6 protein-coding genes are annotated in these 11,999 nt (G+C 39.3%); 2 read left to right on the forward strand and 4 right to left on the reverse strand.

Translation table 11 applies throughout. The features are described from left to right. Positions 1-4: 4 nt before the first annotated feature. From ACQ334_RS08365 to ACQ334_RS08380, 4 genes are all read right to left on the reverse strand, one after another. A complete protein-coding gene (locus ACQ334_RS08365; protein ID WP_430987737.1) occupies positions 5-451 on the reverse strand; it encodes a DUF1569 domain-containing protein in 447 nt (148 codons plus the stop codon). 33 nt (positions 452-484) lie between these two features. Beyond that, positions 485-943: a hypothetical protein gene (locus tag ACQ334_RS08370; RefSeq protein ID WP_430987738.1), complete on the reverse strand. Its 459-nt coding sequence runs from the start codon at positions 941-943 to the stop codon at positions 485-487. Positions 944-953: 10 nt separating this feature from the next. After that, positions 954-1,691, reverse strand: a complete 738-nt coding sequence (locus ACQ334_RS08375; RefSeq protein ID WP_430987739.1) for a ferredoxin--NADP reductase — start codon at positions 1,689-1,691, stop codon at positions 954-956. Between the two features lie 138 nt (positions 1,692-1,829). Then, positions 1,830-7,136: a S8 family serine peptidase gene (locus tag ACQ334_RS08380; protein WP_430987740.1), complete on the reverse strand. Its 5,307-nt coding sequence runs from the start codon at positions 7,134-7,136 to the stop codon at positions 1,830-1,832. A gap of 146 nt (positions 7,137-7,282) precedes the next feature. Here ACQ334_RS08380 and mfd point away from each other — a divergent pair, with 146 nt between their 5' ends. Both mfd and ACQ334_RS08390 read left to right on the forward strand, forming a co-directional pair. After that, the gene (gene mfd, locus ACQ334_RS08385; protein ID WP_430988327.1) at positions 7,283-10,684 is read left to right on the forward strand and encodes a transcription-repair coupling factor; all 3,402 of its coding nucleotides are present in this window, start codon (positions 7,283-7,285) and stop codon (positions 10,682-10,684) included. 77 nt (positions 10,685-10,761) lie between these two features. Beyond that, positions 10,762-11,994 (forward strand): MFS transporter, encoded by a 1,233-nt coding sequence (locus tag ACQ334_RS08390; protein WP_430987741.1) that lies wholly within the window; start codon positions 10,762-10,764, stop codon positions 11,992-11,994. The last annotated feature ends 5 nt before the right edge of the window (positions 11,995-11,999 follow it).

The raw sequence follows: 11,999 nt of genomic DNA on the forward strand, positions 1-11,999 counted from the left end.
GGAATTATACACCAAACTGTTGCAGGTGATGGTCTAAATGTTTCCACGTACCCTTGCTCCATTCTTCTTTGGTGAGTTTACCAAAAAAAGGGTGAGGTTCACCAGACATAGAAGTTGCTGAAAAACTATTCACCATATCAATAAGGTTTTGTTTTTCTTTTTCAAATGTTTGCGGGTCAGCAATAATGAAAGATTTATCTGTAGGCAGGTTACGTTTGAACGGCTGCTCATTAAACAATTGCTTTTTAAATAAAGGACCAATAAGGCTCAGAAAAAAATTTCTCTTTAAAGTATGTTTTCCTGTAGCCACACCCAAAGGCATCTGGCAGTGCGCCAGCATTTGCGCCACATTCATCTTGCCCCATTGCGCCTGGCTCTGCGGTGTTAATTTATTTATCCTGGTGATGATATCCTGTTTAACACTGGTATCAAATAAATTTTTCACTTCCATTAGCAATTAATTTTTCAGTTTATAAAATGTATTTTAGTGCATACAGCCTACATAAATTGCTGCATCTTTAGCGTAAGCGTCTTTAAATGTCTTTCTTGCTTTTTGCAAAGTTATCTCTGCAGCTGTTTTATTGCCACTATATATCACCACCACATAATACCCTTTTGCAAATTTATCAAAAGCATCACTCCATTCTATGCTTATATAATCGCCGTCATCGTAACGGCCTCTTGCTATGTAACAGGGATAGCCGCCATCATTTTTACAAATAGCGTTTGAAAAAGTTAATCCTGTTTCTTTATGGGGCTTTAAACCACGGAAATCCAATTTTTGTTTTAATTCTTTCGTTGCCTTTTCTGCGGTTGCTTTTGCAGCAGCATAGTTTTTGGTTGATTGTATAATTACAAATGTTTTTTTAATATACGGTTCAGCATCTTGTGCAAAACCATATTGTACTGCAATTGCAAAACAAACCAATAGCAGGTATCGCATAATTTTAAATTTATCCGTACAGTTCCTGGTGAATCATTTTTCTATCATAGCCCAATTCAGTAATTGTTTTTTTTGCCTCGTCAATCATATTCTTCCAGCCACATAAATAAAAATGCGCCGCCGGTAATTCTGCACCTTGTTTTTTTGCCAATATCAGATCTTTGTATACCTGGTGTACATAACCTGTTGCGCCGTCCCACTCTTCCCTCGATAATACAGGAATATAATGAATGCCCGGATGGGCAGCAGTCAGATTTTTTAATTCTTCGTAGTACAATAAATTTTCTTTTTTTCGGGTACCGAAAATTAAATACACGTTTTGATGTGGTATATTGTTGATAGCAATACTATGTAACATACTTCTGAATGGTGCAATGCCCGTTCCTGTACAAATTAAATAGTAATCCGTATCTAAAACATCAGGTAGAGTAAAAACACCTACCGGTCCACGAAAAGAAATTTCATCGCCTTCTTTAACTTCATTAAATAAATAAGAAGTGCCTGCGCCATCTTCCAGCAATACAATCACCAGTTCAAACACGTTGGTACCATCGGGCCAGCTGGCAATAGAATAACTACGCCAGCGCTTATTTTTCTTTTCATGTATTGGCAGATCAAGTGTTACAAATTGTCCGGGTTTAAAATCCACTTTATCCAGTTCCGGTACCTGCATCCAATAACGCCTTGTATTGAATGTTTCATTTTCAATTTTTATTACTTTGGCAATACGCCACGGTTCAAGTGCCATGAGTTAATTTTTTTGGAAGATACAAATAAACTGAATAATGCAAGTTTACATTTTTGTAGCAAAAAGAAGAAATTGCAGGCATAAACAAGCCATTATTGTAGCTTGTAAAATTGTGTATTCCGGGAAGTAATTACGTAATTACTGTACAATTATCTTATTGGTGTATACAGCTTTTTCTGTCACAATTTTTAATTGGTATATGCCTTTGGCAACTCCGGTTAAACCTAAAACATTATTGCGGCCATTCAATACAAATTGACGCACCTGTTTTCCTGCGGCATCAAATAATTCTGCCCTGCTGCAATTAACTGAGGAAGTTATAGTAAGTATTGAGTTAGTTACCGGGTTTGGATAGATAACAATATCGCCCCCATCAGTTTTAAAATTCACTTTTCTTATGGGTGAATAACTAAAAACATTATTCCTGTCTATCACTCTTAAACGGTAATAATTGTTTCCTTCAAGCGGATGTGCATCAGTGAAATTATAATGGCTTGTTCCATTGGTATTATTTGCGGTAACTGTTCCGATTGCAGAAAAACTGCCTCCATTACTACTTCTTTCAATTATAAATGAAGCAAGATTTACTTCATTTTCGGTTACCCATTGCAGGTATACACTTCCGTTTTGTTTACTGGCTTCAAAAGAAAGAAGGCTGACTGGTAAAGGCTGGTTAGCACCTAAACCACCATTATTTATCCAGAACTCACTAAAACTGTTCACATAAAACTCAGCGTAGTAGCCTGTATCATAAGGTATGATATCAACATTGGCTGGCAATTTAAACTGGAAGAACCCGTTCACATCATTAGCCAGGTCTCCGTCTTCGTTGGTGTTACCGGTTTCGCTGTATTGTGTAACACCCGATACATATGGATCACTGATAGTGGTGCACAGGGCACAACCTGTTGCATTCATCAGCGCTTTAGCTTCTGCATCGGTAAAATAAAAACGTACCCCAACGTCTGGCCCGGTGGGCTGTGCCGAAACTTTAAGTACAATATTCCTGTCCAGGTAATATTGTTTATTACTACTAAACCGTACAGGAACAGCAGGATTAAAATATACATAGGCACTTGTTGATCCGAGATTATTTCCATTAGGATTTACAGAGGCGATGCGTTTACCCCCTGATTCAAAATGTATCCAGTTATTGCCTGAAACCGGCTGTGTGATGCCTGCAGTGATATTTGCACCCGTATAAATATTTGCCTTTTCAAAAATATGGATGTCATCTATACCCACACCTTCCATATCCAGTCCGCCATCGCTTGCCATTACAAACCTGAAACGTACATTGGAAGAATTAACGGGTATATCGGTACTGGCTACATGCCATTTATTTTGTGATAAACGCCAGCGTGGCGGAGCAGCCATATCATACCAGTTGGTACCCGTTCCTGAAATACCAAGTTTGTTCCAGGTCACACCTCCGTCAGCAGAATATTCCACCCAGGTAAAGTCATAATCTGTTTCCACATTAAATATATGGCTGAATGATAAAACCGGATGTGTTAGTGCACTCAGATCAAAGCAGGGCGAATACAGGTAAGAAAATTCATTATCATTATAATTACCGGTTAAATTGGTAACCCATGCTTTAACGCCATTTGGCGCTTTATTAATAATCGTTTTAGCAGGTGTACCCCATTGCCAGCTGGTATTATTTCCTTTGGTGTACCACCCGCCATCGTTAATTTCAAAACCTTCAAGATAAGGCTGTGCAGAAGTTACCTGCATTACTGCACTGGTGTGAAATGAATAATTAAGAATGCTATCATTACCACGATAAGTATCGGTTGCAGCAGTTACCCAAAAATTAAAACTATAATCAGTATTAACCGTAAGGTTTGCCGGAACAGCAAAAGTAAATGCGGTAGAAGTATTAGGTGCTATCACAGGAATAATATCGGCCACTATAGCGCCACCGTTAATACGATAACTTACCGGTACATTATTAAAGGTTGTGCCGCTATAATTTTTTATTGTTACAGAAACCGGCTGAACACCTGTAGCATTGCATCCACTTAACACAGGAGATACAACAGCCTGCACTGCCACATCATCGAATGCTTCTAAAAATTTTACATCGTCAAAAGTATAACCGTCATCCTGGTCAACTAAAGGATTGGGCACATTAGCAGAAGTATTACCCTGCTGCCCGAATTTAATCTGAAAACTGGACGTTATGGGTTGAGCAGGTAATACCGTATCTAATACATCATTTACATTAATGATACCATTTTTCCATTGCCCTAGTGCAGCCTGGTTGCTTACCAGGTTATACGCATATATCCATGGGCTGGTATCGCTTCCTCTTATCCATACTTTATTGTCAGGATTATTATCCTGCCCGTGATTTTTATAATTGAACTCTAAGCGTAATTGATTACCACTATTATAAGTGGCTGCATTATACGTCATCAGCAAACTATCCGTACTTAATACGCCATTAGGAAACTGATCCAGTGTGATTGCCCTGCTTCCATTTAATGCAAAGCCTGTATTTACGAATGTTCTGCCTCTTCCCCTTGCACTGTTGGTTTTAAAATCCAGCCTGTCATCGCCATCCAGCCCAATCTTTGTATTCGTGTACTCTTTATTGGTAGTTGTTTCAAATCCATCTGTTACAGGAAGTGTTACCGGAGCATTTGCTAAGCTTTTTATTGTTACACTAATGGTATCATCCAGCACCTGCGTATCTCCCGGCCTTTTCACCCATGCCTTAATAGTATATATTCCGGTTAGGGAAAAATCGAAAGTTGCAGCAAAGCTATGCGTATATGTACCAAGTGAAGGAACAATTGCCGAAACGGTTTCGGTAATTACTGCACCGCCGTTCACCTGGTAACTCAGATCATAAGTTCCTGCTGACGCTATATTGTCTAAATTTTTTATTGTAAGTTTTATAATTTCAGCAGCACCCAATGCAGAAGAAGTAAATTGTCTTCCGGTTACGGGTGCATCAATAGAAGCGGCCTTAAAATCGTTATCAAAATTTGATAACGTACAAACTCCTGTTGCTGGTAATGCACTCACCGATACCGAACGTCTTCCATGAACAGTGCCATTGTTTGCCCTTACTCCAAACCAATAGGTGGTATTGGCATTAAGCCCTTGTACTAAATAAGAAGTACCCGAAGTAGTTGCAATCACTTCCATACTATCTCCTTTCAATTGCATTACATCATAACCCGTATTACCTGTAATAGCGCCCCAATTGAGCTGTACAAATCCTTCGCAGGGTATAGTAGCAGTAACAACGGGCTGGCCAATTACAGAAAAATTATAATCACTCTGATCAGTGTATACGCTGCTGTTACGTTTAACTCTTACCAGGTAATCATTGGTAACCGCAATAGGCACCGTCCAGTTTATTGAACGTGCCGTAGCTGCAACATTATTATTTACTGTAGTCCATGCCACTCCATTATTGGTGGAATATTCCACGGTAAAAGTATTGCTCTCGTCTCCGTAAGCCGACCACCGTATTTTTTCAGCCTGCGATGGCACCAGTGTTTCTCCGCCAAAAGGATATTCTACAGTAATACCATTCATATCAAACTGATAAGTGAGTACATATTCCTGCGGCCCTTGCGGTAAAGCAAATGCATTTACGTTCATCAGGTAATTGCCAGGTGCAGGATTATCAATCACCACCTGTTCAATATTATTTTTGTGGTCAGCGCCTTCCGCTGCAACAACATTAACGTTAGCTGGTGTTGCATTTAATACTAAGGGAAGGTGTGTAACAGTTACCGGGTTATCCGTTACTGTAAGGTCAAGGTCATTTACCAATGCAGCTGCTGCGCCAACAGCTGCTGGTGCATCTGCCCAATACAACATTATTTTTACACGGCGTACTCCCGCAGGAATAGTAACCGGGAAGGAAGTATTAGGTGTACTGCTGATGATATACCGGTTGGCTTCCATTGCTTCCACCGCTCTTCTTACATTCAGCAAACCAAAACCATAAGTATAATCAGGGCCGCTGTTTCCAAGGTCTTCTGCAGTATTACACATCAATGCTTTTATCAACGCCGCTTTAGGGTTGCTGCCATGCAATTGATGATACCTTTCATTTAATAATGCACTGGCACCTGTAACAACTGGTGTAGCCATACTGGTACCGGAGCTGGTGCCATAGGCATTATTCAATTGTGTTGATGTGATACTGGTACCGCTGGTTACAATTTCCGGCTTCACTCTTCCATCCTGCACCGGGCCACGGCTGCTGGTTGAAAAAACAGTATACGTAGCTCCGTCAATATTTCCTACCGTCAATACATTTTTAGCACATTGCCATCCTGATTTTACGGTACCAAATGCAGCCGGATAAGGGCTACAAGTGTAAATGCCATCATTACCTGCTGCAAAAATATGCAGCACTTCATCATAACTTTTCATCTGGGCATCTATGTAATTACTGGTAACATCATACACGCCTTCGCCGGGGCAGGCATTATCCGCTGTGGTATAAGAATTGTTGGTCGCAATCATGTTATTATCGGTAACATATACCGGGGTATTAGTGATTACATCCGTAAACCATTGGCTGATGATAGTTGACTTAGGCGCCATGCCCTGGTACATCGGGTTGATAATACCAGCCCCCGCTGCTGTGCCAGATGTATGTGTACCATGGCCTGATGGCACACTGAACACACGGTTGATCAATCTTCCGGTAAAATCCATGTGCGTAGAAATATCTGCATTATCCCCTACACCGATAGTTACATTTTTTCCTCTCAGGTTTCTTCCAAGGTAAGATTGCACGCTGCTGATGCCATGCAAAGCAATATCATTATAATTAACTGGCGTAGCATTCATTTGTTGTACACCGATGTAGTTTACAAAAGGCAGTGCAGCAATAGTATTGATAATATCTGCAGATGTTGCTTTGATAAAAATAATATCTGGCCGGTCAAATTTTGTAGGCACAATGAGTGCGCCTGTCTTTTTAATTTCATCCCCAGCAGTAATTTTATTTACAGCAGCATTACAGGTTACCGCTATAAGTTTAGTATCGTTTTTAGCAACACTATTTTTAATATTCAATGCAGCCGCATCAATTTTATACATTGCCGGCAAAGTATTAATGGATACTATTTTGTAATTAGCAGCTGAAGTAAAATCAAAATTTGAAGGTATGGCGGCCAGGTAAGCATTGCCGGGAATGTATTCGCCCAATTCAACACCAGCATTTTTTAATTGTTGCCTCGTTTCCAAAGAAGGTAATGCCGCAAACTGGATCAATGAAAAATATTGGCCACCAAATAAAGAACTTTGCAGATTGCTTTGAGCAAAATTTTTGCTGGTAACATTATTACCGGTAATAAAATCGCCTTTGGCAAAATGCACCGGCACTGTAGCAGTTTGTGCATGCGAAAAAGCTGAAAAGCAAAGGCTTGCAAATAGCGGTAGTAAGAATCGGTAATTATTCATGTGTTTGGATCTCCTTGTCTGTTGGTATCAAAAATATACACAAATACTGGTATAAGACAGTCAGTGCAAGGCTTTTGTGCCTTTGATAACGTATAATTCTTTATTTGATTGCCCTTTTTTTCTACTTATCGTATATTTGCGCCCTGATGAACCTGGAAGTGTTGCTGAAAGAATACGCTAATGACCCCCGCTGTTTTAAAATAGTGGATGGCATCACTTTGTCTAAACCGCAGCGCTTGCACTTATCAGGGCTGCATGGCAGTGCTTCTCAATTTATTATTGCAGCTGTTTTTAATCACCCTTCGGCAAGCCAGCTCAACCACCTGATCGTGTTAAGGGATGCCGAAGAAGCGGCCTATTTTCATAATACTTTAGAAAATCTTACTGGTGCTTTAAACCTGTTTTATTTTCCTTCTTCTTTTAAAAATAAAAAGAATTACAGCCTGCTAAACCCCAGCCATGTAATGTTGCGGACAGAAGCTTTAACAAGGCTGGCGGCCGGCACCAACAAGAATATCATCATCACTTACCCGGAAGCATTGTTTGAAAAAGTGGTGTTATCCAAAACACTTTCCGAAAATATTATTTCGATAAAGCAGGGCGATACATTGGATGTAAATGGCATTTTAGGAAAGTTTGTTGATTATGGTTTTGAAAGAACTGATTTTGTGTATGAACCGGGGCAATTTGCGGTACGTGGTGGTATTTTGGATATCTATTCTTTTGGTAACGAAAAACCTTACCGCATAGAATTGTTTGGCAACGAAGTAGACAGCATCAGGATTTTTGATCCGGAAACACAATTGAGTGAAAGAAAATTACTGCAGGTCAATATTATTCCCAATGTAGATATTTTGCAAAATGAAACCGGTGAAAAAATTTCTTTTTTAGAATTCTTGCCGGAGAATGCCGTGGTGTGGAGTGAGGACTGGAATTTCATCAAAGAAAAAATTGAACAGCAGGAAGAGGATTTTGAAATATGGACCAGCGAATTTGGTAACCGTCCGAAGATTGATGAAAGCGAAGATACCTTAAGCAGAAAAGATTTTACGCCTAATGATATTGTTACTGCAAAATTGGTTGAAGAACAAATTCAATCGAGGCATATCATTGAGTTCGGAAGTAAAGCTCATTTTCAAAATAATACTCAACACTCAATAATCAATGTTCAATATTCAATAAAAGAACAGCCGGCATTCAACAGGCAATTTGAAATTTTAATAAGAAATTTAAAAGAATACGAAGCTAAGAAATACAATATCTATTTGTTTGCAGAAAATCCCAAACAATTAGAAAGGCTGCATGTGATCTTTACTGATCTGAAAGCAGAGATCAATGTTATTCCTGTTCCAACTTCTATACACGAAGGGTTTATTGATGATGACCTGAAATGTATTTGCTATACCGATCACCAGATCTTTCAGCGTTACCATAAATACAAAGTAAAACAGGCGTTCAGCAAAAACAAAGCACTTACTTTAAAAACGCTGAGGGAATTACAACCGGGAGATTATGTAACACATATCGATCATGGTGTAGGTGTGTATAGCGGCTTACAAAAAATTGAAGCCAATGGAAGATTGCAGGAAGCTGTTCGCATTCAATATAAAGATGGTGATCTGTTGTATGTAAACATTTCTTCACTGCATAAGATCGGAAAGTATAGTGGTAAAGAAGGCAGTGTTCCTAAAATGAATAAATTAGGAAGTGATGTCTGGGTAAAATTAAAAGACAAAACAAAGAAGCAGGTAAAAGACATTGCCACCGACCTGATAAAATTATACGCTCAAAGAAAAAGCCAGGAAGGTTTTGCATTCAGCCCTGATAATTATATGCAAACCGAACTGGAAGCCAGCTTTATTTATGAAGATACCCCCGACCAGGGCAAGGCAACAGAAGATGTAAAACGTGATATGGAAAAACCATCACCGATGGACAGGCTGGTTTGCGGTGATGTAGGTTTTGGTAAAACAGAAATTGCTATTCGTGCCGCTTTTAAAGCTTGCTGCGATGGCAAGCAGGCAGCTGTTTTAGTACCTACAACTATTTTAGCTTACCAGCATTATAAAACTTTTGGAGAAAGGTTAAAAGATTTTCCGGTTACTGTGGATTTTATCAATCGTTTTAAATCTTCTAAAGAAAAAAAAGAAACCCTCGCCAGGTTAGCCGAAGGGAAAGTAGATATCATCATCGGCACACATGCATTGCTGGGCAAGGATGTAAAGTTTAAAGACCTTGGTGTGATGATCATTGATGAGGAACAGAAATTTGGTGTGGCCGCAAAAGAAAAATTAAAACAACTACGAGCAACGGTAGATTCGCTTACGCTAACGGCTACTCCTATCCCAAGAACTTTGCAATTCAGTTTAATGGGGGCAAGAGACCTGAGTATTATTAACACACCACCGCCTAACAGACAGCCAATACAAACGGAAGTGATGGTGTTTAATGAAGATGCCATACGTGATACCATTTATTACGAAACAGAAAGAGGCGGACAGGTGTTCTTTATACACAATCGTGTAAATGGCCTGTCAGAAATGAAAGGTTTGATACAAGGCCTTTGTCCCGACTTAAGCATTGCTTTTGCACACGGGCAAATGGATGGTGATGAACTGGAAGATACCATTCTCGATTTCATGGATAAAAAGTATGATGTTTTGGTTTGTACCAACATTGTAGAAAGTGGCGTGGATATTCCCAATGTAAATACCATTATTGTAAATAATGCCCACCAGTTTGGGTTGAGCGATCTGCATCAATTAAGAGGAAGAGTTGGCAGAAGTAATAAAAAGGCATTCTGTTATTTACTGGCACCGCCCATGAGCACCTTGCCGCCTGATAGCAGGAAACGATTATCTACTTTAGAACAATACAGTGATTTGGGTAGTGGTTTTCAAATTGCTATGAGAGATTTAGACATTCGTGGTGCAGGCAACATGTTAGGTGGTGAACAAAGTGGTTTTATTGCAGAGATCGGTTTTGAAATGTACCAGAAAATTTTAGATGAAGCGATACGTGAATTAAAACGCACAGAGTTTAAAGAATTATACAAGGAAGAAATTCAGCAGCAGGATGATTTTGTAAGTGATTGCAGTATTGATACCGACCTGGAAATTCTTATCCCTGATAGTTATGTAGAAAGTATTACTGAAAGGCTTTCGCTTTATTCCAGATTGGATAATTGTGAAAATGAAAAAGACCTGCAGGATTTTCATAAAGAAATGACAGATCGCTTTGGCCCCATACCACCCCAGGTAGAAGATTTATTTACAACTGTGCGCTGCAGAAAATTAGCTATTGAATTAGGCTTTGAAAAAATGTTCCTGAAAAATGAAACATTAAAATGCTTCTTTGTAAGCAACCCTGATAGTCCGTATTTTACCAGCACCACCTTTAACGGCATTTTACAATTTTTACAAAAAGGTACCAATAAAGCCAAACTAAAACAGGTAGGTAAAAATGGCATCCTGGTAGTGGAAGATGTAAAAACAATGAACAGCCTGCATTTGTTTTTGAAGCGGATGATGGAGAGTATTCCTGCGTAAAATCTTAATTGTATACAGAATATTTTTCTCCTTACATTTGTTATCAACTACTTTTTTCCTTGCTATAACCTGTTTACATGACTAAAAAACAATACGGCCTTCTGTCGCTTCCTGTAATTGTTGCTGCCCTCGGATTTTTTGTTGACATTTTTGACCTCCTATTATTTGGCGTGGTGCGTAAAAGCAGTTTTGCTGAATTAGGTACAGGCCTTTCCTCTGCAGAAGTATTATCAAAAGGAGAATTAACCATCAGTATTCAGTTAATTGGCATGGTGGTGGGTGGCATTATCTGGGGCATTATCGGCGATAAATTCGGCAGGTTAAAAGTTTTATTCGGTTCCATACTTTTATATTCCATTGCCAATATTGCCAATGGTTTTGTGCATGATATTAACTGGTATATGGTCATCCGTTTTATTGCAGGCGTGGGTTTGGCAGGCGAACTAGGTGCTGGCATTACTTTAACTTCAGAAATCTTACCTAAAGAAAAACGTGGCCTTGCAGGCACCATTATTGCTACCTGTGGAGTGCTGGGTGGTATTACTGCGGCATTGCTTTCAAAAGTAATCACTGATTGGCGGACCTTGTATTTTATTGGCGGAGGTATTGGCCTGGTATTACTGGCTTTACGGGTATCCGTTGCAGAAAGCACCATGTTTTCTTCTTTAGAAAAATCAACAGTGCAACGAGGTAATTATTTACAATTCTTTAATAACAAAAGCCGGTTTTACCGCTATGCAAAAGGAATACTAATAGGCATGCCTGTTTGGTATTGCATTGGCATACTGATATTTTTTGCCGATGAATTTGCAAAACGAATGGGAATCACCGGTATTACACCCGGTAATGCCATTCTGTTCCAGTATATCGGCCTGGGTTTTGGCGATGTTGCAGCAGGGTTAATAAGCCACCAATTAAAAAGCCGGAAAAAAGCATTGTATATTTTTTATTCGGTCTTTATTGTTTTTATGATCCTGTTTTTTACCCAGCAAAACAGTTCTGCTGCCTGGTTTTATTTTATATGTTCAGGCCTTGGGTTTGGCTCGGGCATTTCTGTGCTATATATTATCAGCAGTGCCGAGCAGTTTGGCACCAACTTACGGGCATCTGCAGCCACTTCCATTACAAATTTTGTAAGAGGTTTTACGCCGCTGCTGCTTTTGATCTTTACATTAACAAGAGGTGATAAGGGCGAGCATTATTTAAAAGCTGCCGGGTTTATTGGTATTGGCGTTATGCTCATTGCTGTATCAGCATTATATTTTACCAAAGAAACCTATGGTAAAGATTTAGATTTTGTTGAAGAATAAAATGA

This window comes from Ferruginibacter sp. SUN106, assembly GCF_050611765.1.
Classification (GTDB): Bacteria; Bacteroidota; Bacteroidia; order Chitinophagales; family Chitinophagaceae; genus Ferruginibacter.

Bases quoted from the DNA above. Each gene is read 5' to 3' on its own strand.
- ACQ334_RS08365 (WP_430987737.1), bottom strand. From the start codon at position 451: ATGGAAGTGAAAAATTTATTTGATACCAGTGTTAAACAGGATATCATC.
- ACQ334_RS08370 (WP_430987738.1), bottom strand. From the start codon at position 943: ATGCGATACCTGCTATTGGTTTGTTTTGCAATTGCAGTACAATATGGT.
- ACQ334_RS08375 (WP_430987739.1), bottom strand. From the start codon at position 1,691: ATGGCACTTGAACCGTGGCGTATTGCCAAAGTAATAAAAATTGAAAAT.
- ACQ334_RS08380 (WP_430987740.1), bottom strand. From the start codon at position 7,136: ATGAATAATTACCGATTCTTACTACCGCTATTTGCAAGCCTTTGCTTT.
- mfd (WP_430988327.1), top strand. From the start codon at position 7,283: ATGAACCTGGAAGTGTTGCTGAAAGAATACGCTAATGACCCCCGCTGT.
- ACQ334_RS08390 (WP_430987741.1), top strand. From the start codon at position 10,762: ATGACTAAAAAACAATACGGCCTTCTGTCGCTTCCTGTAATTGTTGCT.